This window comes from Bradyrhizobium sp. USDA 376 (assembly GCF_054063675.1).
Window position 1 is genome coordinate 4,475,546 of record NZ_JBSSGN010000001.1, and the last position, 25,358, is coordinate 4,500,903.

Annotated in this window: 23 protein-coding genes; 14 read left to right on the forward strand and 9 right to left on the reverse strand. The window is 64.5% G+C overall.

What is annotated here, in order from left to right:
* Positions 1-156 precede the first annotated feature (156 nt).
* Genes ACVJ19_RS20970 through ACVJ19_RS20980 form a run of 3 tightly spaced genes read left to right on the forward strand, consistent with a single transcriptional unit; the run spans position 157 to position 3,080 of the window.
* Positions 157-1,224, forward strand: coding sequence for an amidohydrolase family protein (locus ACVJ19_RS20970; protein WP_453950899.1), 1,068 nt, complete (start codon positions 157-159; stop codon positions 1,222-1,224).
* Positions 1,193-2,551 carry an MFS transporter gene (locus tag ACVJ19_RS20975; RefSeq protein WP_453950901.1) on the forward strand — a complete coding sequence of 453 codons (1,359 nt, stop codon included), beginning with the start codon at positions 1,193-1,195 and terminating at the stop codon, positions 2,549-2,551. The genes ACVJ19_RS20970 and ACVJ19_RS20975 overlap by 32 nt, the downstream gene beginning before the upstream one ends.
* Positions 2,552-2,606: 55 nt before the next feature.
* Complete coding sequence (locus ACVJ19_RS20980) at positions 2,607-3,080, forward strand: DoxX family protein (protein ID WP_453950903.1); 474 nt, start codon at positions 2,607-2,609, stop codon at positions 3,078-3,080.
* A 72-nt stretch (positions 3,081-3,152) separates the two neighbouring features.
* Here ACVJ19_RS20980 and ACVJ19_RS20985 read toward each other — a convergent pair whose 3' ends face one another.
* The 6 genes from ACVJ19_RS20985 to ACVJ19_RS21010 all read right to left on the reverse strand — a co-directional run bounded on the left by ACVJ19_RS20985 (position 3,153) and on the right by ACVJ19_RS21010 (position 9,366).
* Positions 3,153-4,070, reverse strand: a complete 918-nt coding sequence (locus ACVJ19_RS20985) for an MBL fold metallo-hydrolase (RefSeq protein WP_453950904.1) — start codon at positions 4,068-4,070, stop codon at positions 3,153-3,155.
* A gap of 86 nt (positions 4,071-4,156) precedes the next feature.
* Positions 4,157-5,362 (reverse strand): NAD(P)/FAD-dependent oxidoreductase, encoded by a 1,206-nt coding sequence (locus tag ACVJ19_RS20990; protein ID WP_453950905.1) that lies wholly within the window; start codon positions 5,360-5,362, stop codon positions 4,157-4,159.
* A gap of 121 nt (positions 5,363-5,483) precedes the next feature.
* Positions 5,484-5,765: a hypothetical protein gene (locus ACVJ19_RS20995; RefSeq protein ID WP_453950906.1), complete on the reverse strand. Its 282-nt coding sequence runs from the start codon at positions 5,763-5,765 to the stop codon at positions 5,484-5,486.
* 99 nt (positions 5,766-5,864) lie between these two features.
* Positions 5,865-6,824: a helix-turn-helix domain-containing protein gene (locus tag ACVJ19_RS21000; RefSeq protein ID WP_453950907.1), complete on the reverse strand. Its 960-nt coding sequence runs from the start codon at positions 6,822-6,824 to the stop codon at positions 5,865-5,867.
* A 394-nt stretch (positions 6,825-7,218) separates the two neighbouring features.
* The gene (locus ACVJ19_RS21005; RefSeq protein WP_453955172.1) at positions 7,219-8,676 is read right to left on the reverse strand and encodes a sensor histidine kinase; all 1,458 of its coding nucleotides are present in this window, start codon (positions 8,674-8,676) and stop codon (positions 7,219-7,221) included.
* A 348-nt stretch (positions 8,677-9,024) separates the two neighbouring features.
* Complete coding sequence (locus ACVJ19_RS21010) at positions 9,025-9,366, reverse strand: DUF1236 domain-containing protein (RefSeq protein WP_453950908.1); 342 nt, start codon at positions 9,364-9,366, stop codon at positions 9,025-9,027.
* Positions 9,367-9,502: 136 nt separating this feature from the next.
* On the opposite strand from ACVJ19_RS21010, the gene ACVJ19_RS21015 reads away from it, so the two are divergent.
* The 4 genes from ACVJ19_RS21015 (at position 9,503) to ACVJ19_RS21030 (ending at position 13,035) form a co-directional block, all read left to right on the forward strand.
* Complete coding sequence (locus ACVJ19_RS21015) at positions 9,503-9,736, forward strand: hypothetical protein (protein ID WP_453950909.1); 234 nt, start codon at positions 9,503-9,505, stop codon at positions 9,734-9,736.
* A 384-nt stretch (positions 9,737-10,120) separates the two neighbouring features.
* On the forward strand, positions 10,121-11,119 hold the full coding sequence (locus ACVJ19_RS21020; RefSeq protein ID WP_453950910.1) for a TRAP transporter substrate-binding protein: 999 nt from the start codon (positions 10,121-10,123) through the stop codon (positions 11,117-11,119).
* An 84-nt stretch (positions 11,120-11,203) separates the two neighbouring features.
* Positions 11,204-11,719 carry a TRAP transporter small permease gene (locus ACVJ19_RS21025; protein ID WP_453950911.1) on the forward strand — a complete coding sequence of 172 codons (516 nt, stop codon included), beginning with the start codon at positions 11,204-11,206 and terminating at the stop codon, positions 11,717-11,719.
* On the forward strand, positions 11,716-13,035 hold the full coding sequence (locus ACVJ19_RS21030; RefSeq protein WP_453950913.1) for a TRAP transporter large permease: 1,320 nt from the start codon (positions 11,716-11,718) through the stop codon (positions 13,033-13,035). Before ACVJ19_RS21025 ends, ACVJ19_RS21030 begins: the two co-directional genes overlap by 4 nt.
* 44 nt (positions 13,036-13,079) lie before the next feature.
* Here ACVJ19_RS21030 and ACVJ19_RS21035 read toward each other — a convergent pair whose 3' ends face one another.
* Entirely contained in the window at positions 13,080-14,354 is a 1,275-nt protein-coding gene (locus ACVJ19_RS21035) for a serine hydrolase domain-containing protein (protein ID WP_453950914.1), read from the reverse strand.
* 163 nt (positions 14,355-14,517) lie between these two features.
* On the opposite strand from ACVJ19_RS21035, the gene ACVJ19_RS21040 reads away from it, so the two are divergent.
* Positions 14,518-15,435 carry an intradiol ring-cleavage dioxygenase gene (locus ACVJ19_RS21040; RefSeq protein WP_453950915.1) on the forward strand — a complete coding sequence of 306 codons (918 nt, stop codon included), beginning with the start codon at positions 14,518-14,520 and terminating at the stop codon, positions 15,433-15,435.
* 5 nt (positions 15,436-15,440) lie between these two features.
* On the opposite strand, the gene ACVJ19_RS21045 is transcribed toward ACVJ19_RS21040, so the two are convergent.
* Positions 15,441-17,174, reverse strand: a complete 1,734-nt coding sequence (locus tag ACVJ19_RS21045; protein WP_453950916.1) for a protein kinase domain-containing protein — start codon at positions 17,172-17,174, stop codon at positions 15,441-15,443.
* 60 nt (positions 17,175-17,234) lie between these two features.
* Positions 17,235-18,074, reverse strand: coding sequence for a formate/nitrite transporter family protein (locus ACVJ19_RS21050; protein ID WP_453950917.1), 840 nt, complete (start codon positions 18,072-18,074; stop codon positions 17,235-17,237).
* A gap of 679 nt (positions 18,075-18,753) precedes the next feature.
* On the opposite strand from ACVJ19_RS21050, the gene ACVJ19_RS21055 reads away from it, so the two are divergent.
* The 6 genes from ACVJ19_RS21055 to ACVJ19_RS21080 all read left to right on the forward strand — a co-directional run bounded on the left by ACVJ19_RS21055 (position 18,754) and on the right by ACVJ19_RS21080 (position 25,350).
* Positions 18,754-20,073: a CmpA/NrtA family ABC transporter substrate-binding protein gene (locus ACVJ19_RS21055; protein ID WP_453950918.1), complete on the forward strand. Its 1,320-nt coding sequence runs from the start codon at positions 18,754-18,756 to the stop codon at positions 20,071-20,073.
* 61 nt (positions 20,074-20,134) lie between these two features.
* Complete coding sequence (gene ntrB / locus ACVJ19_RS21060; RefSeq protein ID WP_453950919.1) at positions 20,135-21,031, forward strand: nitrate ABC transporter permease; 897 nt, start codon at positions 20,135-20,137, stop codon at positions 21,029-21,031.
* A 13-nt stretch (positions 21,032-21,044) separates the two neighbouring features.
* Entirely contained in the window at positions 21,045-21,839 is a 795-nt protein-coding gene (locus ACVJ19_RS21065) for an ABC transporter ATP-binding protein (protein ID WP_453950920.1), read from the forward strand.
* Between the two features lie 340 nt (positions 21,840-22,179).
* The gene (locus ACVJ19_RS21070; RefSeq protein ID WP_453950921.1) at positions 22,180-23,571 is read left to right on the forward strand and encodes an MFS transporter; all 1,392 of its coding nucleotides are present in this window, start codon (positions 22,180-22,182) and stop codon (positions 23,569-23,571) included.
* Positions 23,572-23,693: 122 nt separating this feature from the next.
* A complete protein-coding gene (locus ACVJ19_RS21075) occupies positions 23,694-24,122 on the forward strand; it encodes a globin family protein (protein WP_453950922.1) in 429 nt (142 codons plus the stop codon).
* A gap of 10 nt (positions 24,123-24,132) precedes the next feature.
* Positions 24,133-25,350 carry an NAD(P)/FAD-dependent oxidoreductase gene (locus tag ACVJ19_RS21080; RefSeq protein ID WP_453950923.1) on the forward strand — a complete coding sequence of 406 codons (1,218 nt, stop codon included), beginning with the start codon at positions 24,133-24,135 and terminating at the stop codon, positions 25,348-25,350.
* The last annotated feature ends 8 nt before the right edge of the window (positions 25,351-25,358 follow it).

Here is a 25,358-nt window from a genome sequence, read left to right on the forward strand (position 1 = left end):
TCCTGGCGGGAGAGCTCCGCCCGGAATAAGCGCCAACCTTCGCATGTGCAATATTTGCATATCAATCATTTGCAAATGCAACTTTCTCATTGACAAGTATTTGTATCGGATGCTTTGCTTTGTCAACGCCGAAAGCAAAGCCGAAGGAACGACGCCATGCAGGGCAAGATTGCGCTCGAGGAGCATTTCGCAATGGACGACACCGTCCAGGACAGCGCGGGCTTCGCCCCGGCTCAGGACTGGGTCGAGCTCAAGGCGCGGCTGCTCGACATCCATGAGCGGCGGCTTGTGGAGATGGATGCCCACGGCATCGAGATGATGCTGCTGTCGCTCAACGCGCCGGCCGTGCAGGCCATTCCCGACCGCGAGCGCGCCATCGACCTGTCGCGCCGCGCCAACGATTTCCTCGCCGAGCAGGTCGCAAAGCGGCCGGATCGTTTCCAGGGGCTTGCGGCGCTGCCGATGCAGGATCCCGAGGCGGCTGCACGCGAGCTCGACCGGTGCGTCGGCGCGCTCGGGTTTCGTGGCGCGCTCGTCAACGGTTTCAGCGAGCTTACCGGCACCGATCACGCCATCTATTACGATCGCAAGGAGTTCTGGCCGTTCTGGTCGGAGGTCGCGCGCCTCGGCGTTCCCTTCTATCTGCACCCGCGCAATCCGCTGGCGAAGGACGCGGCCATCTATGAGGGGCACCGTTGGCTGCTGGGGCCGACCTGGGCGTTCGGGCAGGAAACCGCGGTGCACGCGCTGCGCCTGATGGGCTCGGGCCTGTTCGACGCCTATCCGCAGCTGCAGATCATCCTCGGTCACATGGGCGAGGGGCTGCCTTACTCGATGTGGCGGGTCGACAATCACAACAAGTGGATGCGCACCCAGAACGCCTATCCGGCGCGGCGCAAGATCGCCGATTACTTCAGGGAAAATTTCTACATCACCACGTCGGGCAATTTTCGCACCCAGACGCTGATCGACGCGATGCTGGAGATCGGCGCCGACCGCATTCTCTTCTCCGCCGACTGGCCGTTCGAGAACATCGACCACGCCGCCCAATGGTTCGACGCCGCCACCATCTCCGAAGGCGATCGCCTCAAGATCGGCCGCGACAACGCGCGCGCCCTGTTCAAGCTCGACGATGCATCGATTCAATCTGCCGCAGAGCAGAGCACATCATCAATTCATATGGAGGAAACCCGTGAGCTTCTCGTCCGAAATCGACGTGCATGAGGAATTGTCCGACGCCCCGATCGGGCCGTTCCACAAGCTGCTCGGCTTTCTCATCACGCTCATCACGCTGTTCGACGGCTATGACACGTTCAACCCGGCCTATGTCATCCATTACGTGGTTCAGCCCTGGGGGCTGGCACCGAGCCAGGCAGGCTTCCTGATGAGCTCGGGTCTCGTCGGATTCCTGTTCGGCGCGATCGGCCACGGCAGCGTCGCGGACCGGTTCGGCCGGCGCGGGACGCTGCTCGCGGGCCTGTGGATCGTCAACGTCTTCACCCTGCTGACCGCGGTGCTGGCCGGCGATTTCTGGAGCTACTGCGCCCTGCGCTTCGTCACGGGGCTTGGCCTCGGCGTATTGCTGCCGCTGGGGACGACCTTCATCAACGAGCTTGCGCCAAAGCGCGTCAGCAACACGTTCTCCCTGTGGGGCGTGACGCTGGGTTGGTCGCTCGGCGGCGTCTGCGCCGGTCTCGTCGGCGTGTTCCTGACGCCGCAACATGGCTGGCAAATTCTCTATTACGTGGGCGCGCTCTCAATCCCCCTGACCTTCGTGGCGCATGCCATTCTGCCCGAAAGCCCGCGCTTCCTGGCTGCCCGCTCGCGCGTTGCGGAGCTGCGCACCTTGCTCGCAAGGCTGCGGCCGGAGCGGGCGGACATCTATCGGAATGCGACGTTCGCGTCCGCCGAGAGCAAGCCGGAGCAGGGCACCATCGCAACCCTGCTCAGCCCACGCTATCGCCGTGTCTCACTGACCATCTGGATCACGGCGTTCCTCAGCCTGTTCGCGATCTTCGGTCTCACCGGATGGATACCGACCGTCATGCTGAAGCGCGGCGAAACCTTTGCGGCCTCGTTCGGCTTCGGCGCCCTGATGCAGGCGATGTCCTTCATCGGCGGCTTGACCTTGGCAATGCTGGCCGATCGCAACTTTGCGCTGACGCCCCGCTATCTCGCCACATGGTGGCTGAGCGGCGGGATTGCCGTGCTGGCGCTGATCTTCGTCAGCGGTCACGGCGTCAATCTGGCCATCGTCGCCGTCGCGGGGTTCTGCATCATCGGCGCGCAACACGTGCTGAACAATTTCACCGCCGGTTCGTACGAGACCTGCTTCCGCGCCAGCGGCGTCGGAATGGAGCTGGGCATCGGCCGCGTAGGCGCAATTCTCGGCCCTTACGTCATCGGCCTGTTGCAGCAGGTCACCGGCGGGCCGGACGCTGTGTTCTGGGCGATCGGCGGCGCGTCGATCGTCGGCGCGCTCGCGATCGGCTCGCTTGGCATGGCCGCAGCAAATCGTCTTCCGAGCGCCGATGTTGCGCCCGCGGAGTGATCATCGCCGGCCACACGCGGCCTTATTGTCCAAGTCCTGCCCAAGGAGAATTGAAATGCCGACGTCCACCCGTTTCGCCGACATGGGGAAGCCCGCGGGCCCGTTCGAGTCTTGGGCGCTCCTGCTCGCGCGGGTCGCGATCGCGCCGCTGTTTCTCTACAGCGGCACCGGGAAGGTGCTGGCATTTGCCGCAACCGCCGGACGGCTTCCCGGAGGAGCCGACGGATTTGGCGCCGTCCTTGCCGCAGGCGCGCTATCGGTCGAGCTCGGATGCGGCATGGCGCTGCTGCTCGGCTTGTTTGCGCGTCCGGCGGCGGTGATCCTGTTCCTGTTCACCATCGCAGCCACGCTGATGTTCCATAATTTCTGGGCGGCGCCGGAAGCGCAAATTGTCACCCAGACCATCAACTTCCTGAAGAATCTCGGCCTGCTCGGCGCGCTTGCCTTGATCGCGACCTATGGACCGGGCGCCTATAGTGCGCACGCAGCCATGAAGACCGGCCCGAAAGGTGTCCCCGGGCTCTCGTGACGATTTGAAGCGGGGCGCGCACTCACGAACGTCATGAGCACGCGCCCCGGTTTGGCCCAACCCATCAAGCCGTCAGTAATCCCAGAACACGGGCACCCAGCGGAAGGCGTCGCCATCAACCGCCACGCGGCCCACCGACGGGAACGGCAAATGCGTGGCGACCAACATCTCGCCGGTCACGGCAAGCTCCCGCAAAAGGCCGATACGAACGCGCGCCGCTTCCTCGGGATCGTGTTCGAAGCCGTTGTGCCATTCGGGCTGCTCGAAGCCGACCGCGAACACGGCATCGCCCGCGAAGGTCAGCGCGTCGCCGCCGGACGCGATCCGAACCACGCTGTGTCCGGGGGTGTGACCGCCGGTGCGACGGGCGACGACGCCGGGCGCAATCTCGTGCGTGTCGTCGAAGGTCCGCAACTGACTGCCATACTCGCTCACGAAGCGCCTGGCGGTCGCCCGAAGTGCGTCGGGGAATCCCTGCGGCATGTTCGTGTGGGAGAAATCGGGCGCCTCCCAGAACTTGACCTCGGCGGCCGCGACGTGGATGCGCAGGTCCTTGCGCAGCCGCTGCTTCACGCCGTCGACGAGCAGGCCGCCAATGTGGTCCATGTGCATGTGCGTCAGCACCAGGTCGGTCACGGCCGAAAGATCGATGCCGGCGGCATCCAGTCGCTTGATCAACTGCCCGGCCCGCGGCAGGTGCAAGTCCGGGTCGGAGCCGAGGCCAGCGTCGATGAGGATGGTCTTGCCGCCGCTGCGCACCATGACCGCATTCAGCGCCCAGTCGAACGCGTCCTGCGGCAGGAACATGTCGTGCAGCCAGGCCGCCCGCTCGGCCGGGGCCGCATTGTGCGCCAGCATCGTGGTCGGCAGCGGCAGCACGCCGTCGCTGACCACCAGCACGTCGATCTCGCCGATCTTGAGCGCGTAGCGTGACGGCACCAGCTCTTCGGGGCCCGCTGCCTGGGGATATGAGGTGTTGTGCAGGTTCATGTTGGTCTCCTGTTGGAAGGCTTCTGGCTGGTTCTGGTTGAGCGGGCCGCGCAGCCAGGACGCGCGGCCGCTGTCGCTTCGCGGGTCTAGAGATCGGTCACACGCTCCGGATCGGCCGACGCGAGCGCGGCGGCGCGTTCGGCCTTCGGCGGATAAATCCAGACGGTGTTGATCTCCTGCTTGGTCCTCTTGGCGACGTCGCCGGCCATCTCGACCTTGCGCTCCCAGCCGCGCGTGAACAGCGCGCCGGCTTCGCCGAGGTCGAGGCAGGTGACGTAGGCCTTCTGGTGGTAGGGCCTGGTCGGAACGCCGAGCAGCTCGGCGGCGGCGTTGTTGCCGGCAAAGGCGCCCATCCGCGTGGCGTGCTGGCACGACATCAGTGCGTAATTGCCCTCGTCGTCGCAGGCGGCTCGCGCGGCATCGCCGGTGGCGAACACGCCGGCGACACCGGGGACGCGCAGGTCGCGATCCACCAGCAGCCGGCCGAAATTGTCGCGCTCGGCAGGGATCTGCGCCGTCAACGGCGCGGCGCGGATTCCGGCGGCCCAGACCACCGTCTCGGTTTCGATGTGCTCGCCGGTCGAGAGCGTCACGCCGAATTTGTCGAGCGAGGCGACGCCGGCCCCGAGCCGGGTCTCGACGCCGAGCTTGCGCAGCGCATCCTCGATGAGTGGACGAGGGCCTTCGCCCATGTCGGGCGCGATCGCGCCGTTGCGCTCGACGATGATCACGCGCGCTTTGGAATCCTTGCCGAGGATCTTGCGCAGGCGCGCGGGCAGCTCGGTTGCGGCTTCGATGCCCGTAAAGCCGCCACCGGCGACGACGACCGTATCGCGTCCGTTGACGGGCGGCCGGTCGGCAAGACCATGCAGATGCTTGTCCAGCGCGATGGCATCATCGAGCGAGTCGACGCTGAAACCGTGGTCGGCAAGGCCGGGAATATTGGGGCGGAACAGACGGCTGCCGGTCGCGACCACCAGGCGGTCATAGGACAGGGATTTGCGCGTACCCTGGGACGTCGCGATCTGCACCGTTCGCGCCTTGGCGTCGATCGTCTCGGCGCTGCCCTGGATGTAATCGACGTCGATCGCCTTGAGGACGTCGAGCAACGGTGCCGTCAGGGTTTCCGGTTTCGGCTCATAGAGCCGTGGGCGGACCACCAGCGTCGGCTCCGGTGCGATCAGCGCGATGTCGAGATCGTCGGGCGAGACACCCTGGATGTCGCGCAGACGGGCCGCGGAGAGGGCGGCGTACATGCCGGCAAAGCCGGCGCCGATGATGAGCAGTCGCATGTGGTTCACTCCTGGATTTGGTTGATCGGGACAGACGTGCGTCATAGCCGCCGCCCAAAGCCGGCGGAGCCTGCTGCGATCGGCGATGACGCGAAGAGGTGAAACGGTGGACGCTACAGCCTTACGGAGCGGTGCAGCTCGGCAGTGACGACAGCAGCGCGGGGCTTCCGCAGGCCGCCTGGCAGCTTCTCGGGCTCGATGGCCAGCCCTGCAGGGCGACCGGCACTGCAGGTTTCCTCGGCCAATCATGATTGATCAGGATTGACGCCAGGAGACTGGCGTTCTGTGTCGGCGCCTCCTCGGCTGTCGGCGAGGTGAGACGCACGGTCAGCGAGAGCCCGTACAGGAGCGCCGTCGCGATGGCTTTGCGGCGCGGTGCGATTGCGAAGCGTTTCCAGTCCATTGCTCGTCTCCGTCCGCGTGGTCTCTGTTCCTGCGATGTTTAGCGAACCAGATATTCGACTGCCCAAGAGCGATTGCCGTTCCTGTCGCGGGATTGCTGCTAACGCGTCCGCCTGCGCCAATCGCTCGGCGTTTCACCCGTCAGCTTCTTGAAGGCCGCGGCGAAGGCCGTCTGCGTGGAATAGCCGAGCGCCGCGGCGATCGAGACGACGGGTTCGTCGGTCTCCCGCAGCATGTTCATGGCCTGCTCGAGCCGGTGCTGGCGCAGCCAGGCGTGCGGCGAGAGCCCGGTGCTCTCCTTGAAGGACCGGCAGAAATGGAAACGCGAGAGACCCGCGTCGGACGCAAGCGCCGAGAGCGAGACGTCCGCATCACTGTCCGAGCGAAGACGTTCGATGGCCCGGCGCAGGACCGTTGGCGAGAGGCCGCCGATGATCGGCTGCGGCGCGGCCGGCACGCCGGCATGGGCCGCGAGCACGCGCGTGGCGAGGAGATCGGTCAGTTGCTGCCTGAACAGCGTGTCGAGCGTGGCGCTGCCTTCGAGCGAGTCGGCTGCGCTCAGCAGCAGGCGGGACGTGATGGCGTCGGGATGCCCGGTTCTTTCCAGGAGGTCGCCGGGGCTCGTCGTGCTGGCCTCATCGGCGATACGCAGCAGCGTTCGCTGCGGAAGATAGAGCTGAACGACATGCATGGGCCGGTGAATGTCCCAGCGCGAGGTCGATCCGGCCGGAATGATCGTGACGACGCCGGGACGCGCCGTACTGATCGCCGCCGATTTTCCGCTGCGCCGCTCCAGCGCCTGCGAGCCGGCGGGATAGGCCATGATGACGTGATCGGCCATGGGTTCGACCACATCATGCAGCGGCTCGTGCTTCCAATAGGCAATCGTGCCGCTCTGGGAATCGGAGGCCATGCGAAGCGGCCTCGTCTTGAGCACGCGCGCCATCTCCGCATCGGCAGCGCGCAGCTGGGGCGCCGTGCCATCGTCAGGCTGCGCGCCGGGTGAGGGTGGCAAGCCCTTGGGTGAGGGATTGCGCATGAGTGCGGTGCTCCCGATCATTGTGCGGCTCCTCCTGATCGTCTCAGGCTGCACATCAGTCGTCCGTATTTGTACGGGTTGGCGCGTGTTCTATGCGCGTGACGGAGCAGCGTCTTTCCTGAAGCGGCCGTGCTTTGTCCGATCCTGCTCAGGGCAGGCGCGCGTTTTCGCAAATGCACGCCGGGCGGCGCCGCGGCGCCGAACGGGGATCGCGCGAGAGGCGTTAAATGCCGTTGAAATGTCCTGCGAAAGGCGGCTTGCAGGCCGTCACACGGCTATCCGACGAGCAGGTCGGCACCGACGTTCGATTGTCGATGACATGCCGTGTTGTACTAGGCCGAATAAGCGAAAGGCTGCGACAGCTTTGCCGAGAAAATGTGGGTCCGAATCCCTGTGATCTTCCGATGCTCCCCCTTCACCGCGTCTCGTCCAGCGTGCAAGTCACCGTGCAGACGACGCCGCGCGGCAGGAAGTCGACGGTCGCCTCGCCGCCGAGCTGGTCGCGCGCGCTGCGCTCGATCAGGCGCGAGCCGAAGCCGCGCCGTACCGGCGCGGTCACCGGCGGTCCGCCGATCTCGGTCCAGATCAGGTGCAGCCGCGGCTTCGGCGCATCAGTGAGGACCTCCCAGTCGAGCGTCACCCGGCCGGTCTCGTTGGACAGCGCGCCGTATTTCGCCGCGTTGGTGGCGATCTCGTGCACGATCATCGACAGCACCACGGCAAAGCGCGGCGACAGCGGCACCGCGGGGCCGGCCATGCGGATGCGGTCGGGATTGGTCAGCAGGAACGGCCGAAGTGCGCGGGCGATCACGTCCCTCAGCTCCGAGCCCGCCCATTTCTCCTGGCTGAGCAGATTATGCGCCTCGGCGAGCGCGCCGAGCCGTCCCTCGAACTTGGCCCGTTCGTCGCGGCTTGCGCTGCGGAAGGTCTGCACCGCGATCGCCTGCATCAGGGCGAGCGTGTTCTTGACGCGGTGGTTGAGCTCCTCGATCAGGAGATTGTGCAGCATCTCGCCGCGGGCGATCGTGGTTGCCATCCGCACCGCGAAGGTGAGGCCGACCAGCAGCAGGATGCCGCCGATCAGGCTGGTGATCGCGATGTTGCGCCAGAGCGGGGCGATCAACGAGCTCTCGGGGACGCCTGCGGCCACCGTCCATCCCGTGAGCTGCGATCTTGTGTAGGCGGAGGCGAGCGCAACGCCATCCAGTGAGACCGACGAGAGCGTTGCCTCGGGCGCGCGAAACATTTCCGCGTAAAGCGACGGCGACGCGCGCTTGCCGAAGTTTTCTCCTGGGTTCGGCACGCGGGCAAACACGGTGCCTTTGGTGTCGAGCAGGGACACCGTCCACTGCTGGTCGGGCCGCTGCCTCTCGACCAGCTCCTGGAAGATGCCGATCGGCGGGCTGAAGCAGAGGTCGTAGATCACCTCGCCGTTGCGGAACACCGGCACTTCGACCGTCAACACCTGTCGCCCGTTGATCGCGCCGGTGAACAGGTCGGAATATTGCGGCGTCCTGGTCGCGAACACTTTCTCGACGATCTCCAGATTACCACGCAGCGGCAGGCTCGCGGTATCCTCCGTCGCGGTGGAGAACAGCAGTCGGCCCTTGCGGTCGGAGATCAGCAAGAGACCGCCCTTGCCGTACTGATCGAGAAAGCCGAGCGCGATGCGGCGAAAGTTCGGGAAGTCGTCGTTGCGCAGCGAGTTCGTCAGCGCCAGCACCTGCAAACTGCCGGTCATGCGCTGCACCTCGGAATCCAGCACGAGGCGCACGCTCCGCACATTCTCCAGCACGCGGCGCGTCGCGTCGCTGCGGTCCTGCTTGTAATGGTAGAAGGCGATGCCGACCGCGAACACGATCATCGGCAGCATCGTTCCCGCGACCAGGAGAGCGAGCCGGACCGGCAGGGAGAGCTTTGACAAGCGCGGGCGTCCCGGTTCCGGCGCGGCGGCGCCGGATCATGATCTTGAAGAGAACCATACGGGCAGGCCTTGCCTCGCGCCACGATTTTCGCATGCGGCGCGCGGTCCGTGAGGATTTTGCAGCGCAGTGCGGGGAGCCCCGCGTCTCAGCTCATGCTGATCGCGGTCAGTAGCAGACACATGGCGTAGACGGCCGCCAGACTGAGCCCGACGATCCGCGCCTCTCGATGCGGCTTCATGCGGTCAACTCCGGCAGGCGGCCGCCTTCGCGGCCGCCGCCCGTCCGTCAGTTCCTGATCAATCGATTTCCTGAACGACGGTTCGTGTGCCCGGATCCACCAGCATCACGCGTTCGCCGGAATAGACGTAGCGATATTTGGTGAGGGACGGGCCCCAATCGGACGGAACTGCTTCGAGCTCGACCTCGCTCGGCACCGTTGCGCCGACGATGATCTTCTCCTTCGTCGTGACCGGACGCACCCGGTGCTCGGTGACGTAGGATTTGATCCTGGTGCGATATTCCGGCTCGATCTGAACTACCGCGGCGTGACCGGTTCCGGTCGTGGTCACGGTGGATTGCGCGAATGCGCCGGTCGAAATCAGAACGGCCGCAGCGGAAAGCAGGAACAGTTTCTTCATCTTGTCCTCCTCACTAGCATAAGCGCCGCAACAACCTTCCGCCGCGCGCGACGTTCCTGCGCATAGGAACAAATTGCCATTTTTTCCCGTTTTCGAATCGACCGGGCCGAAGTCCGGCAACTGGAGGAGGAGAAAGATGAAGCTGAAGATAGCGACTGCAGCCCTGATGGTTGCTGCGTTTTCCCTGCCGGCGTTCGCGGCCGACGAGTTCTACGTGGTCCAGGACGTCAAGACCAAGAAGTGCACGATCGTCGACAAGAAGCCGATGGACGCGTCCATGACCGTCGTCAGCCCGTCGGGCATGATCTACAAGACGCGCACCGAAGCCGAGAGCGGCATGAAGACCGTCAAGGTCTGCACAACCAATTGAGGAGGGCTTGGTGCCAGTATTCATTCTCTGGGCCGTGCCGACGATCATTCTGGTCGGCGGCGGCATCTATCTGATTGGTCACATGCACTAGGTCGGTCGTGGAAGACGCGCGGGTCTCTGCGTGCAGCGCAAAGGTCCGCGCGTCTTCCCGTGTCCCCAGGGAGTGGGGGGCCGCTGACGCGGCGTGCCCGCGCGCCGGCAGGAACGCGAGTTGCAGTGCAGCAGGTCGTGGAGGAGCAAGTCCTGCGACGAAGAGTACCTCCGGCGCCCGCGAAATGACTTCCGTCCCGCAGGGGTTTTTCATACGCTTCACCTCTCGCAAGCCGCATACCGGCTGCACGCACGGCCCGGCGACAGGGCCGGAGCATCAAGGGAGGGGAGACGATGAAGCGACGGTCATTTCTCGCTGGTATCGGTGCAACCACTGCGGCGGCCACGATCGGCATGCCGTCGATCCTCAGGGCGCAGGCGCCGATCACGCTGAACGGCGCGGTCCAGTTCAACGACGACCATGCCTTCAACCGGGCACTGATCCGGTTCGAGGAGCTGGTGAAGAAATACTACGGCAAGCCCGTCAATTTCACCCTGCACAAGAACTCCTCGCTCGGCCTTGAGAAGCAGTATTTCGAGTACATGTCGCAGGGCAAGGCGGTCGACTACGGCATCGTCTCGCCGGCCCACATGTCGACCTTCGCCAAGGCGGCTCCGTTCATCGATGCGCCCTTCGTGTTCAAGGGCATCGACCACATGAACAAGGTCGTCGAAGCCAATATCCTGGCGCCGATCGCCGACGAGGTCGCGGCGAAAGCCGAGGTCGTTCTGATCGGCTATTCCGGCGGCGGCATCCGCAACATCTTCGCCAACAAGCCGCTCAAGAATCTCGCCGATCTCAAGGGCCTCAAGGTTCGCGTGCAGGGCGCCCCGATCTGGTCGAAGACCTTTGCGGCCGTCGGCATGAGCCCGACCGTGATCGCCTACAACGAAATCTACAATGCGATCCAGAACGGCGTGATATCGGCCGGCGAAAACGAGGCGGCCGGCGTCGAGGCGATGAAGTTTTACGAAGTGGCCCCGCATCTCAGCCTGACCCAGCACGCCGTATCGATCCGGCCGATCTGCTTCTCGGTGAAGACGCTGAAGACGTTGCCGAAGGATTTGCAGGACGCGATCATGAAGGCCGGCAAGGAAGCCGGCGACTACGGCCGTCAGCTCGAGTCGAGCGAAGAGGTCGTCAAGCTCGACACGCTCGAGAAGGCCGGCAAGCTCAAGCGCGTTCCCTTCGAGGAGCGGGACGCCATGAAGAAGCTCGCCGACCCCGTGATGGCCACCTACGCCAAGGAGATCGGCGCGGAGGGCATTTTCGAGAAGATCAACGTCGCCTGAGCTCGTTGCATCCGCCGACGGCACGTCCGGGCAAGCCCCGCTTCTTGCCCGGCCGTGGCGGATGAGCTGCCGCAGGGAGTCCCAATGTCTGAAATGCCCGTCCCGTCCACACCGTCGCTGTGGCGCCGCGTCACGGCGGCCTACGCGAAATTGCTCGAAATCCTGCTCGCGGCCTGCGTCGGCATTCTCGTCATTCCGGTGACGCTGCAGATCATCTCGCGTTACACGCCCTTCATCCCGTCCTACATCTGGACGGAGGAAATGGCCCGCTTCCTGTTCGTCTGGACGATCATGATCGGCGCCATGGTTGGTGTGCGGGAAGCGCAGCATTTCGAGGTCGACGTGTGGCCGGACCTGTCGCGGCGGTCGGAGGCCGCGGTGCGGATTCTCGCGCGGCTCGGGGTGCTGGCGCTGGCGCTGGTGTTCGTGTCCGCCGGCCTCGAGTTCACCCGCTTTGCCTGGAACAGGACGTCGGAGCTGGCCGATCTGCCGCTTTGGCTGATCCACGTCGCCTGGCCCGTGACCGGCGCGACCTGGATCGTCTTTGCGGGTGAACAGATCGTCGATGAAATGCGCGTTCTGGTCGGGGCCCGGCGATGAACGGCAATGTACTCTCTGCCGGACAGGCTGCGATGGTGTTGTTCGGGGTCTTCATCGGCCTGCTCATCGTGCGCGTGCCGGTCGCCTTCGCGCTCGGCCTTGCCTGCGTGCCGATCCTGCTGATCGAGCCGCGTCTGTCGTTGATGACGCTCGCGCAGGAGACCTTCAATGCGTACAATTCATTCATCCTGCTGGCGGTGCCGTTCTTCCTGCTGACGGCGAATCTGATGAGCATCGGCGGCATCACCGATCGCCTGGTGGCGTTGTCGCGCTCGATGGTCGGGCACTGGCCGGGATCGCTGGCGCAGATCAATGTGGTGCTGTCGGTGTTCTTTGCCGGCATCTCGGGCTCGTCGACCGCCGACGCGGCGAGCCAATCAAAGATATTCATCGATGCGCAGACCAAGGAGGGTTACGACCTCTCGTTCTCCATCGCCATCACGGCGGTGTCGGCGGTTCTGGCGGTCATCATCCCGCCGTCGATCCTGATGATCGTGTGGGGTGGGCTGATCTCGACCTCGATTGCGGCGATGTACCTGGCCGGCATCGTGCCGGGCCTGCTGATCGCGGGCGCGCAGATGGCGACGGTGCACATCTATGCGCTGCGCCGCGGCTACCCGACCTATCCGAAGGCGACCTGGGTCGAGATGCGATGCGCCATCTGGCAGTCGATACCGGCCCTGATGACGCCGTTCATCATCGTTGGCGGCATTCTGCTCGGGTGGTTCACTGCGACTGAGTCCGCCTGCGTCGCGGTGCTCTATTCCGTGGCGCTCTCGGCGTTCTTCTACCGCGAGACAGGTCCCCGCGAATTGTACAAGGCCTTTCTCGACACCGGGCGTCTTGCCGGCGTCGCGCTGTTTTGCGTCGGCACCGCAAGCGCGTTCGGCTGGCTGCTGGCCTATTACAGGATCCCGCAGGAGCTGCTGGCCAACGTCTCGGCATGGGGCATGGGCACGGTCGCGGCCGGCTTCTTCATCTGCTTCTGCTTTCTGGTGGTGGGCTGCTTCCTCGACGCCATCCCGGCCATCATCATCGTCGGCACCGTGCTGGAGCCGCTGGCCAAGTCCGTCGACCTCCATCCGGTCCAGTTCGCGATCATATCGATCGTGTCGCTGGCCTTCGGGCTGGTGACGCCTCCTTACGGCCTATGCCTGATGATCGCCTGTTCGGTCGCCGGCGTGCGGCTGCGCTATGCGCTCAAGGACACGATGATCATGCTGATCCCGATGCTGCTCGTGCTGGCGGCGCTCATCGTCTGGCCGAGCGTGTCGCTGTTCCTGCCGCGCCTGATCGTGCCGGAGATGCTGAAATGAGCGTCTGATCCCGCGGCCGCGGGCCGCGGGATCAGTTCAATGGGTTACAGATTGCTTTCGGTGATCGCGGCGTAGACCATGCTGCGCAGCTCGCGGCGGAGCGGATAGGCACTCGACGGCAGAACCTGCGTCATGAAGATCGTGATCAGCTCCTCGGCGGGATCGATCCAGAACGAGGTCGTGGCCGCGCCGCCCCAATTGTATTCGCCGGGGCTGCCGGCGATCAGCGTCTCCGCCGGGCGCATGGTCACGGCGAAGCCCAGGCCGAAGCCGATGCCGTTATAGGTCGCCTCGGAGAACAGCGAGCGCGACACCTCCGGCAGCGCGCGGCCGCCCGGAATGTGGTTGGTCGTCATCAGCGCCAGCGTCTTCGGCCCGATCAGCCTGACGCCGCCGAGCTCGCCGCCGTTGAGCAGCGCGCGGCAGAAGGTGAGATAGTCGGCAGCCGTCGAGCACAGTCCGCCGCCGCCCGAGATGAAGGAGGGAGGCGTCAGGAACGAGCTCGTCGTCGGATCGTCCTGGAGCGTCAGCCCCTCGCGGCGCTGGCCGGCATGGAAGGTCATGCCGCCGCCCGGATCCGCCGAATAGCAGGCCGCGAAGCGGTGCGCCTTGGAGGCCGGCACGTGGAAATCGGTGTCGGTCATGCCGAGCGGGTCGAGGATGCGCTGTTTCAGGAATTGCTCGAACGGCACGCCTGAGATCTTGCCGATGAGGTAGCCGATCACGTCGGTCGCGACCGAATAGTTCCAGGACTCGCCCGGCGAGAATTCCAGCGGGATTTTCGCGAGGCTCTCGATCATGGTCTGGAGCGTGCCTGACTTCTCGACCTCGCCGATCTTTTCAGTGCGATAGGCGGCATCGACGTTGGAGCGCTGCTGGAAGCCGTAGGTGAGGCCGGAAGTGTGGCGCAAGAGGTCGACGATCAGTATCGGCCGGGACGGCGGCCGGGTCAGGAAGGCCGGCGCGGTGCCGGCGACGAACACGCCGAGGTCCTTCCATTCCGGAATGTATTTGGCGACGGGCTCGTCGAGCGCGACGAGGCCTTCCTCGACCAGCATCATGAAGGCGACGCTGGTGAGCGGCTTGGTCATGGAATAGATGCGGTAGATGGTGTCGTCCTTCACCGGCACATTGCGCTCGACATCGGCCAGGCCCTGCACCGAGCTGTGGGCGATCTTGCCGCGGCGATAGACCAGGAGCTGCGTGCCCGGGAAGCGGCCGGCATCGATGTACTGCTTCTTCAGATGCGCATCGGCGCGGTCGAGCGCGGCCTTGGACATGCCGACGGATTCGGGCGAGGCGGGGGTGGGGGCGAGCATCAGTTCCTCCGGGCAGTTTCTCAAGGACGGTGATAGCCAAATGGCGGCCCCTTTCCAAGCCGGTCGCGCTTAACGCGGGGCCGCCGACTGGTGTAATGTTCAGTCCGGAACGCCTCCAGGGAGCCCGCCCGGGCCAACGAAAAAACACGAGGGCAAACGCACCATGACCCAGTTCAACGAGACCGACCTCACGGAAGCCGTCGTCAAAAGCTTCGACCAGACGCCGAACCCGCGGGCAAAATTCCTGCTCCAGGAATTGGTGGAGTCGCTGCACGATTACGTGAGCAAGACCGGTCTCACCTTCGAGGAATGGGAATATGCCATCGATTTCCTGACCCGAACCGGGCAGAAATGCACCGATACCCGCCAGGAATTCATTCTGCTGTCCGACGTGCTCGGCGTCTCCATGCTGGTCGACGCCGTCAACCACAGGGATCGCGAGGGCGCTACCCAAACGACAGTGCTCGGGCCGTTCTATGTCGGCGAGCACAAGGTGACCGCGCATGGCACCGACATCTCGCCGAACAATCAGACCGGCGAGCGGATGTTCGTGCAGAGCCGCGTCACGGATCTCAAGGGCAAGCCGCTCGCGAACGTCCCCGTCGACGTCTGGCATGCCGACGACGATGGCTTCTACGATTCACAGAAGGCGAACTATGAGGAGGTCGGCGCCTCGGCGCGGGCGCGCTTTATCACCGATGATGACGGCCGCTTCTTCTTCCGCACCATCCTGCCGTGCAGCTATCCGATCCCGACCGACGGTCCCGTCGGCGAGATGATCCTGCAGACCAATCGCCACCCGATGCGGCCTGCGCATGTGCACTTCCTGGTCAACGCGAAGGGCTACGAGCCGCTGATCACGCACGTCTTCATGGACGGCGACAAATATCTCGATTCCGACGTTGTGTTCGGTGTGAAGGATGACCTCGTCGCCAAGATCGAGCCGCGCAACGAGCCGGCGATGCCCGACGGCACCAAGGCGAGCGGACGGTGGCACTTGATGACCTACGAATTCCACCTGAAGCCGGGTGGCGGCATGGCGCCGAAGCCGCTGGGGGTGAAGGCGGCAGAGCCGGCGTGATCCCGCTATCGCAGCCGTAGCGCTGCGAGCAGCACGATGACGGCGCAGGCCAGGATCGCCGTGGTCAGCTTCCAGAACAGCAGCGGATTGCGCTCCAGCAGTGGCGTGGTCCGCGTGGCGAGATAGGCCGGATTGGGATTTCTGAGTTCGAACACGAACTCGGAGAGGTCTTCGTGGCGCTTGTAGGGATCGGGATGCAGCGCCTTCCTGAGCGCGCCATCGATCCAGCCCGGGATGCCCCGCTCGGCGTCGATCGCGGGGCGGTATCGCAATTTCCACGCGTCCGATCGTCCCCGGATTTTGGCAAGCTGGGCGCCGTAGGGCAGATGTCCGGTGAGCATCTGGTAGCAGATGGCGGCGAGCGAGAACATGTCGGACCGGGGCGATCCACCCTCGCCGAGGAAATACTCCGGTGCCGTGTATTGGACCGTGCCGAGGATTTCCGCGTCGTCCGATCTCGGCGCAGCTTCGGCGACGCCTGCGACCCTGACCGAGCCGAAGTCGATGATCTTCGCGGTGCCGGTCTTGTCGATCAGGACGTTGTCGGGCCTGAGATCCTGATGCAGCATCTCCATCCGGTGGAAGGCGCGAAGCCCGGTGGCGATCTGCTCGACGATCCTGCGCACCGTCTCCAGGTCGGGACGGGGATTGTCGAGCATCCACTGCCGCAGCGTCTGCCCCTCCACGAATTCGGTCGCGACGTAGAGATAATTGCGCCGCGTCGATCGCGACCGCGGCTTGAGCACGTACGGACTGTCGATCCGCCGCGCGATCCATTCCTCCATCAGGAAACGTTTCAGATAGGCCTGGTTGTCGCGCAGATCGATCGACGGAATCTTGAGCGCGACTGTCTCCTCGGTCTCCGCATCGACGGCGAGATAGATGTGGCTGCGGCTGCTGCCGTGGATCTCCCGGATGATCCGGTAGCCGTCGAACATCGCTCGCGGCTCCAGCAGGGGCGGCAGGGGCAGCGCCGAACTCTGATCGAAGACGCCCGATTCCTCCGGCACCGCATCGATGCGAAGGATCTGCACAGTGATGTTGTCGTCGCTGCCGCGCCGATAGGCTTCCTCGACGATCGCCTTTGCCGCGCCATCGAGCTCGGCTGCATGCTCGTTGATCGCGTTCGTGACGAAACGCGGCTCGACGAATTCGTACACACCGTCTGTTGCCAGCAGGAAGGTGTCGCCGGCCTGGATCTCGACCGTCTGATAGTCGATCTCGAGCTGCGGATTGATACCGAGCGCGCGGCCGAGATAGGTCTGCTCCGATGACACGATGATGCGATGATCGTCGGTCAGCTGCTCCAGCGCCTTGCCGGCGACGCGGTAGATGCGGCAGTCGCCGACATGGAAAATGTGCGCGGTGGCCGCCTTGATGACCATGGCGCTGAGGGTGCAGACATAGCCCTTGTCGCGGTCATAGGCATATTGGCTCTTGCGCGTCTGCGCATGCAGCCAGGAATTGGTCGCCTCCAGCACGCGGCGGGCGGAGGTCTTCACCGTCCAGGATTCCGACGTGCAGTAATAGTCCATCAGGAAGCTCTTGACCGCCGACTCGCTGGCGATCTGGCTCACGCTGCTGCTGGAGATGCCGTCGGCGAGAACCGCCGCGATGCCCTTCAGGCTGAGCAACGGCTCCTCTGGAATGAGGACGCCGTGAAAATCCTGGTTGACGGGCTTGCGACCCCTGTCCGAGTGCTGGCCGACCGAGATCTGGAGTCCGCGGGACATCGTCATCACCAGGAGAGGGGAGCCTCACCCTGCTCGGGCGAGGCTCCCCTGTCGAGACGTATTCGATCAGGCTGCGACGCGGGGTTTCGCAGCCTTGTCGGTCTGGCGCTTCGGCAGGGTCATGACGTGCGTGGCGTAGAGGGTCATGCCGGTGAAGGCGAGGCCGCCGACGAGGTTGCCGAGCACGGTCGGGATCTCGTTCCAGATCAGATAGTCCATGATCGAGAACTTGGCGTGCAGCAGCAGACCCGACGGGAACAGGAACATGTTCACGACGGAATGCTCGAACACCATGTAGAAGAACACCAGGATCGGCATCCACATCGCGATGACCTTGCCGGGGACCGAGGTCGAGATCATGGCGCCGACGACGCCGGTCGAGACCATCCAGTTGCAGAGCATGCCGCGCAAGAACAGGGTCGCCATGCCGGCCGCGCCATGCGCGGCGTAGCCCAGCGTTCGGCCTTCGCCGATATTGCCGATCGCCGCGCCGACCTTGTCGGGGGCCTGGGTGAAGCCGAAGGTCGTGACGAAGGCCATCATGAAGGCCACCGTGAAGGCGCCGGCGAAGTTGCCGACGAAGACGAGGCCCCAGTTGCGCAGCACGCCGCTAACGGTGACGCCCGGACGCTTGTCGATCAAGGCGAGCGGGGAGAGCACGAACACGCCGGTCAGCAGGTCGAAGCCCAGCAGATAGAGCATGACGAAGCCGACCGGGAACAGCAGCGCGCCGACCAGCGGCTGGCCGGTGTTCACGTTGATGGTGACGGCGAACCAGGCGGCGAGGGCGAGGATCGCGCCGGCCATGTAGGCCCGGATGATGGTATCCCGGGTGGACATGAAGATCTTGGACTCGCCCGCATCCACCATTTTGGTGACGAATTCCGAAGGCGCGAGATACGACATCAATGGTTCCTTTTGCTTCGTAAGTGAGATCGACACGCCCCCTCAGAGGACGTGGCTGAACGTTTTGGCCGTGCGGACGGCTCTGCCGCGCACGAGGGCTATGGGATGTCTGGAAGCCTTGGGAATCGCGTCACGACAAACTGAGCCGGGGAGGGCCGCGAAGCAGGTGAGCTTCCGGGATGCAGCCGGCAGAGGCTGCAACAATGCGGCAAGCCGCAGTCTTCGTTGACGCAAATAAAGAAGCAAGTTGCGTGCCGTCGAGACGCGCAGGAAAAATGAAGCCATATCAAGCGGATGCGTCTCTTGCCGATTCCAGCCGGAGGCGCTTGGCAGCCTCCTGCTTAAGCGGCTGCCCAAGCTTTGTGCGTCGCACAAAGATTGGGCAGTGCGCAAATTTCGCAAGCGGGACCAGCCTGCGACAGTCTGGCGCGGGCCATCTAAGCTACTCAATGTATTGGCATTTTGGCGATGCCGAGCTTGGCATGAAGCTTGAATAGTTCCATGCCGACGCCATTGAAGCCGTCCCGCGAGACTTCTCATCCGATTTGCTGACGCCACCAGACGGGGGTCTCCCCCGTCGTGCGTTCGCATGCGCCAAAGATGGCGCCGCCGGACGGACGGGCTGCTCGTGTGCACTGACGCCATCAATTCTGCAACGACGCAAAGGACGACACCAACGATGACCAAGCGCATTCGCCGGCCCTCCGAGACGGGCCTCAGCCGCCGTCAATTATTGAAAGCTGCGGGCTCTACTGCTGCCCTTCTCGCCGCCGCCAAACTCAATTTCCCCGCCGGCGCCTTCGCGCAGGATTCAGGTCCCGAGGTCAAGGGCGCCAAGCTCGGCTTCATTGCGCTCTCCGACGCCGGCCCGCTGTTCGTCGCCAAGGACAAGGGCCTGTTTGCCAAGCACGGCATGCCTGACGTCGACGTGCAGAAGCAGGCCTCCTGGGGCACCACGCGCGACAACCTCGTGCTCGGCTCCGAAGGCAACGGCATCGACGGCGCGCATATCCTCACCCCCATGCCGTACCTGATCTCGGCCGGCAAGGTGACGCAGAACAACCAGCCGACGCCGATGTACATCCTGGCGCGGCTCAATCTCGATGCGCAGTGCATCTCGGTCGCCAAGGAATATGCCGATCTCAAGGTCGGCGCGGACGCCTCGGTGCTCAAGGCCGCGTTCGAGAAGAAGAAGGCCGAAGGCAAGTCGGCCAAGGTCGCGATGACCTTCCCGGGCGGCACGCATGATCTCTGGATCCGCTACTGGCTCGCCGCCGGCGGCATCGACCCCGACAAGGACGTCGAGACCATCACCGTACCGCCGCCGCAGATGGTGGCGAACATGAAGGTCGGCACCATGGACGCGTTCTGCGTCGGCGAGCCCTGGCCGGGGCAGTTGGTGCACCAGGGCATCGGCTATACCGCCGTCAACACCGGCGAGATCTGGAGCAAGCATCCGGAAAAATCGCTCGGCATGCGCGCCGCCTGGGTCGACAAGAACCCGAAGGCCGCGAAAGCGATCCTCATGGCGGTGATGGAGGCCCAGCAATGGGCCGACAAGATGGAGAACAAGGACGAGCTCGCGACCATCATGGGGAAACGGCAGTGGATCAACTGCCCGGTCGAGGACATCGCCGATCGCGCCAAGGGCAAGTTCGACTATGGCATCCCCGGCAAGGTGGTCGAGAACTCGCCACACATCATGAAGTACTGGCGTGATCATGCCTCCTATCCGTTTAGGAGCCACGATCTCTGGTTCATGACCGAGGACATCCGCTGGGGCAAGTACGAGGCCGGCTTCGACAGCAAGGCGCTGATCGCCAAGGTCAACCGCGAGGATCTCTGGAAGGACGCGGCCAAGACGCTCGGCGTCGCTGCCGCCGACATCCCGGCCTCGACCTCGCGCGGCAAGGAGACCTTCTTCGACGGCAAGGTGTTCGATCCCGAAAATCCGGCTGCCTATCTGAAGTCGCTCGCGATCAAGCGCGTCGAAGTCTGATGGAGCCAGCGGCCGCCCGTTGGGCGGCCGCATCGTCCTTTGCAGCCGGAGAGATATTGCGATGAATATGACTGCCACGAAGATTGAGGTCGACACCGCGACGCCGGCGGCCACCGCCGCGCCTGTCGTCGCGATGACGCCGAAGCGCCCGCCGCGCAGTGAGGCCTATGCACGGATGGCAAGGGAAACCGCCGTGCGCGTCATCCCGCCGCTGGTCGTGCTCGCGCTGCTGACGCTGGTGTGGGAGCTCGTCTGCCGCCGCGCCGGCTCGGCGCTGCCGCCGCCGTCGAGGGTGTTCAAGGACACCAAGGAGCTGATCTTCGATCCGTTCTTCGACCATGGCGGCATCGACAAGGGCCTGTTCTGGCATCTCTCCGCCAGTCTCCAGCGCGTCGCGCTCGGCTATTCGCTCTCGGCGATCGCCGGCATCGCGCTCGGCGTGCTGGTCGGGCAGTCGGTCTGGGCGATGCGCGGGCTCGATCCGCTGTTCCAGGTGCTGCGCACCATTCCGCCGCTCGCCTGGCTGCCGCTTTCGCTCGCCGCGTTCCGCGACGGCCAGCCCTCGGCGATCTTCGTCATCTTCATCACCTCGATCTGGCCGATCATCATCAACACCGCGGTCGGCATCCGCAACATCCCGCAGGACTACCGCAACGTCGCCGCGGTGGTGCAGCTCAATCCGCTCGAGTTCTTCTCCAAGATCATGATCCCGGCGGCCGCGCCCTACATCTTCACGGGCCTGCGCATCGGCATAGGCCTGTCCTGGCTCGCGATTGTCGCCGCGGAAATGCTGATCGGCGGCGTCGGCATCGGCTTCTTCATCTGGGACGCCTGGAACTCCTCGCATATCAGCGAGATCATCCTGGCGCTGTTCTATGTCGGTATCGTCGGCTTCGTGCTGGACCGCCTGATCGCGGGCCTCGGCAAGGTCGTCACCCGCGGCACCGCGACAAGCTAAGGAGTAGGGACACATGACCGCCTATCTGAAGCTCGACCACATCGACAAGATTTTTACCCGCGGCGCTGCGGCGACCGAGGTGCTGAAGGACATCAACCTGACGATCGAGAAGGGGCAGTACGTCTCGATCATCGGTCATTCCGGCTGCGGCAAGTCGACCCTGCTCAACATCATCGCCGGGCTCACGACCGCTACCACCGGCGGCGTGCTGCTGGAGAACCGCGAGGTCAATTCGCCGGGCCCCGATCGCGCGGTGGTGTTCCAGAACCACAGCCTGCTGCCTTGGCTGACCGTCTACGAGAACGTCAAGCTCGGCGTCGACAAGGTGTTCGCGAAGACCAAGACGAGGGCCGAGCGCGACGCCTGGGTGATGCACAATCTCAACCTGGTGCAGATGGCCCATGCCAGGGACAAGCGTCCCTCGGAAATCTCCGGCGGAATGAAGCAGCGCGTCGGCATCGCGCGGGCGCTGGCGATGGAGCCGAAGGTGCTGCTGCTGGATGAGCCGTTCGGCGCCCTCGATGCGCTGACCCGGGCGCACTTGCAGGACTCGGTGATGGCGTTGCATCAGAAGCTCGGCAACACCATCCTGATGATCACCCACGACGTCGACGAGGCCGTGCTCTTGTCCGACCGCATCGTGATGATGACGAACGGGCCGAGCGCGCGCATCGGCGAGGTGCTGGAGGTGCCGCTCGCGCGCCCGCGCAAGCGGCTCGAGCTCGCGACCAACACCACGTATCTGAAGTGCCGGCAGCGCGTGCTCGAATTCCTCTACGAGCGTCATCGTTTCGTTGAGGCCGCGTAAACCAAGGTTTAATGCGCGAAACGTCCGCGCCTAAATAATCGACATCAAGCTCAATCCTTGTGCGCCGCACAAGGATTGAGCGAATCGCAAATTTTGCGTGCGAAAAAGCCCCGCGAAAATTTCGGGCAATACGAATATCGTCCTGAAATCCCTGTATTTTCAGCCTGCGCGCAATTGGCACGGAAATTGAAACGTCCTTTGCGCGACGCCAACGACGACGTCCCTCAACATCATCAATCAGCATCGTGAACTCGCCACCGGGGTGAAGCCCCGGAGCGCGCCTCCGTGACAGGAGGCTGAGCCTGCAACGACGCAGCGGTGAGACTGGAAGGGATAATGTATGACCAAGAATTCGTCTCTAAGTCAGACTTGGATTTCTGACTGGCGCCCCGAAGATGAGGCGTTCTGGAATGCGGGCGGCAAGACCATCGCCCGGCGTAACCTGATCTGGTCGATCGTCGCCGAGCATATCGGCTTCTCGGTGTGGCTGATCTGGAGCATCGTCACCACCAAGCTGCCGCTGGCGGGCTTCCACTACACCACGGACCAGCTGTTCCAGCTCGTCGCGGTGCCGGGCCTGATCGGCGCCTTCATGCGCTTTCCCTACACCTTCGCGGTGACGACCTTCGGCGGCCGCAACTGGACCATCTTCAGCGCGGCGATCCTGTTCATCCCGACGCTGTCGCTTGCCTATTTCGTCAGCCAGCCCGACACGCCGTTCTGGCTGATGCTGCTGGTCGCCTCGACCGCCGGTCTCGGCGGCGGGAATTTTGCCTCCAGCATGACCAACATCTCGTTCTTCTTCCCTGACCGGATGAAGGGATGGGCTCTCGGCCTCAATGCCGCCGGCGGCAATATCGGCGTCTCCAGCGTGCAGCTCTTGACCCCGATCCTGATGACGCTCGCCGTCATCAACCTGTTCCAGGCAAGCCCCGTCGACGGTATCTTCCTGCAGAATGCCGGCCTGATGTGGGTGCTGCCGATCGCGATCGCGGTGTTCGGTGCGGTGTTCTTCATGAACAACCTGACCACGGCCAAGTCGTCGATCCGGAACCAGCTCGCGGTGGTCAAGCGCAAGCACACCTGGATCATGGCGTACCTCTACATCGGTACGTTCGGGTCCTTCATTGGCTACTCCGCGGCGTTTCCGCTGCTGCTCAAGACGCAGTTTCCGTCGGTGACGATCTCGATCGCTTTCCTCGGGCCGCTGGTCGGCTCGCTGTCGCGTCCGTTCGGCGGCTGGCTCGCCGACAGGATCGGCGGCTCCGTCATCACCTTCTGGAATTTCATCGCGATGGCAGCGGCGACGGTCGGTGCGCTCTATTTCGTCGGCCACAAGGACTTCATCGGCTTCCTGTCGATGTTCCTGATCCTGTTCGTGACGACGGGCATCGGCAACGGCTCGACCTACCGCATGATCCCCTCGATCTTCCGCGAGCAGAACCTGTTCAAGGTGCGCGGCCAGGGTGATGCGGCACGTAGCGCTGCCCTGAAGACGGCGAGCATCGAGAGCGGCGCGGCAGTCGGCTTCATTGGCGCGATCGGTGCCGTCGGCGGTTATCTGATCCCGAGCGGTTTCGGCAAGTCGATCGCCCTGACCGGCGGTCCACAGCTCGCGCTCATGGTCTATCTCGCCTTCTACGCCTCCTGCCTCGGCCTGACCTGGTGGTTCTATCTGCGTCGCAGCCCGCAAGGCGAAGGCGCAGCAGGCCTTGCCGAAGCACGGGTCTGACACTTGGTACGAATCTCGCTTCTCCCCGTACGCGGGGAGAAGACTCTCTGATGACGTTTGACCCATGAACCTTGTCCGCAACGGCGCGGACAAAGGCAGACCGAAACAGACAGGAGAACATCATGACGCCCGAACAGGTTACCCTTATTCAGCAGAGCTTCGCCAAGGTCGCGCCGATTTCGGAAGCCGCCGCGGTGCTGTTCTACGATCGTCTGTTCGAGGTGGCGCCACCGGTGCGCGCGATGTTTCCCGAGGACATGACCGAGCAGCGCAAGAAGCTGATGGGCATGCTCGCCGCCGTGGTCGGCGGCCTGTCGAAGCTCGAGACGATTCTTCCCGCGGCCTCGGCGCTCGCCAAGCGTCACGTCGGCTATGGCGCCAAGGCCGAGCACTATCCCGTGGTCGGCGCGACCTTGCTGTGGACCCTCGAGAAGGGTCTTGGCGAAGCCTGGACGCCCGAACTCGCTGCCGCCTGGACCGACGCCTACGGCGTGCTGTCCGGCTACATGATTTCCGAGGCCTATGGCGCACAGGCGCAGGCCGCCGAATAGGAGATGCCTTGTGAGTGAACCGCTGGTCATCGTCGGTAACGGTATGGCGGCTGCGCGGCTTGTCGACGAGCTCGCCAAGACCGCACTCGGCCGCTACGCGGTTGCCGTCATCGGCGATGAGCCGCGGCTCGCCTACAATCGCGTGCTGCTCTCCTCCGTGCTGGCCGGCGAGACCGGCTCGCACGAGATCGAGCTCAGGCCGGCGGACTGGTGGCGCCATCGCGGCGTCACGGTGCGCTACGGCTATCGCGTCACCGAGATCGACACCGGCCGCCGCGAGCTCAAGATCGCCGGCGAAGAGAGCATGGAATATTCCAGGCTCGTGCTCGCCACCGGCTCGACGCCGCTGCGGCTCAACGTGCCCGGCGCCGATCTCGCCGGCGTGCACACGTTCCGCGATACGCGCGATGTCGACCTGCTGTTGACGCTGGCTGCTGCCAAGAAGCGCGTCGTCGTGGTCGGCGGCGGGCTGCTCGGCTTAGAGGCCGCCTACGGCCTCGCCAAGGCCGGTGCGCCGGTGACGCTGCTGCATCTGATGGACCGGCTGATGGAGCGTCAGCTCGACGCGCCCGCGGCCGACCTGCTCAAGACGCTGGTCGAGCGCAAGGGCATCCGCATCCTGCTCAACGCCTCGACCGCCCGCATCCATGGCGACGGCTACGCCCAGGCCGTCGAGCTTGCCGACGGCAGCCGCATCGAAGCCGATGCGGTGATCTTCGCCGCCGGCATCAAGCCCAACGTCGCGCTGGCGAAGGAGGCGGGGATTGCGGTTAACCGCGGCGTCGTCGTCAACGATTTGATGCAGACCTCCTCGTCCGACATTTTCGCGCTCGGCGAATGCGCCGAGCATCGCGGCACCTGCTATGGCCTGGTCGAGCCCGCCTATGAACAGGCGCGCGTGCTGGCGCGGCATCTCGCCGGCCGGCCCGCCGCCTATCAGGGCAGCGTGGTCTCGACCAACCTCAAGGTCTCCGGCGTCAGTGTGTTCTCCGCCGGCGACTTCATGGGCGGGGAGGGCAGCGAGAGCCTCGTGCTGTCAGACCGCAGGCGCGGCACCTACAAGAAGCTTGTCATCGCCGACGGCCGGCTCACCGGCGCGGTGCTGATCGGCGACACCATCGATGCGCTCTGGTATCTCGAGCTGATCCGCAATCGCGACAAGGTCGCCGCGATCCGCACCGACATGATGTTCGGCCGCGCGCTGGCGCGTCCTTCCAAGGCGGCTTGATAAGGCAG

Coding starts and splice junctions, on each gene's coding strand:
- ACVJ19_RS21020 (WP_453950910.1), top strand. CDS start 10,121: ATGAAGCGACGGTCATTTCTCGCTGGTATCGGTGCAACCACTGCGGCG.
- ACVJ19_RS21005 (WP_453955172.1), bottom strand. CDS start 8,676: ATGCTGCCGATGATCGTGTTCGCGGTCGGCATCGCCTTCTACCATTAC.
- ACVJ19_RS20985 (WP_453950904.1), bottom strand. CDS start 4,070: ATGAACCTGCACAACACCTCATATCCCCAGGCAGCGGGCCCCGAAGAG.
- ACVJ19_RS20995 (WP_453950906.1), bottom strand. CDS start 5,765: ATGGACTGGAAACGCTTCGCAATCGCACCGCGCCGCAAAGCCATCGCG.
- ACVJ19_RS21035 (WP_453950914.1), bottom strand. CDS start 14,354: ATGCTCGCCCCCACCCCCGCCTCGCCCGAATCCGTCGGCATGTCCAAG.
- ACVJ19_RS21065 (WP_453950920.1), top strand. CDS start 21,045: ATGACCGCCTATCTGAAGCTCGACCACATCGACAAGATTTTTACCCGC.
- ACVJ19_RS21025 (WP_453950911.1), top strand. CDS start 11,204: ATGTCTGAAATGCCCGTCCCGTCCACACCGTCGCTGTGGCGCCGCGTC.
- ACVJ19_RS21055 (WP_453950918.1), top strand. CDS start 18,754: ATGACCAAGCGCATTCGCCGGCCCTCCGAGACGGGCCTCAGCCGCCGT.
- ntrB (WP_453950919.1), top strand. CDS start 20,135: ATGAATATGACTGCCACGAAGATTGAGGTCGACACCGCGACGCCGGCG.
- ACVJ19_RS21010 (WP_453950908.1), bottom strand. CDS start 9,366: ATGAAGAAACTGTTCCTGCTTTCCGCTGCGGCCGTTCTGATTTCGACC.
- ACVJ19_RS21000 (WP_453950907.1), bottom strand. CDS start 6,824: ATGATCGGGAGCACCGCACTCATGCGCAATCCCTCACCCAAGGGCTTG.
- ACVJ19_RS20990 (WP_453950905.1), bottom strand. CDS start 5,362: ATGCGACTGCTCATCATCGGCGCCGGCTTTGCCGGCATGTACGCCGCC.
- ACVJ19_RS20980 (WP_453950903.1), top strand. CDS start 2,607: ATGCCGACGTCCACCCGTTTCGCCGACATGGGGAAGCCCGCGGGCCCG.
- ACVJ19_RS21045 (WP_453950916.1), bottom strand. CDS start 17,174: ATGACGATGTCCCGCGGACTCCAGATCTCGGTCGGCCAGCACTCGGAC.
- ACVJ19_RS21070 (WP_453950921.1), top strand. CDS start 22,180: ATGACCAAGAATTCGTCTCTAAGTCAGACTTGGATTTCTGACTGGCGC.
- ACVJ19_RS21050 (WP_453950917.1), bottom strand. CDS start 18,074: ATGTCGTATCTCGCGCCTTCGGAATTCGTCACCAAAATGGTGGATGCG.
- ACVJ19_RS20970 (WP_453950899.1), top strand. CDS start 157: ATGCAGGGCAAGATTGCGCTCGAGGAGCATTTCGCAATGGACGACACC.
- ACVJ19_RS21030 (WP_453950913.1), top strand. CDS start 11,716: ATGAACGGCAATGTACTCTCTGCCGGACAGGCTGCGATGGTGTTGTTC.
- ACVJ19_RS21075 (WP_453950922.1), top strand. CDS start 23,694: ATGACGCCCGAACAGGTTACCCTTATTCAGCAGAGCTTCGCCAAGGTC.
- ACVJ19_RS21040 (WP_453950915.1), top strand. CDS start 14,518: ATGACCCAGTTCAACGAGACCGACCTCACGGAAGCCGTCGTCAAAAGC.
- ACVJ19_RS21015 (WP_453950909.1), top strand. CDS start 9,503: ATGAAGCTGAAGATAGCGACTGCAGCCCTGATGGTTGCTGCGTTTTCC.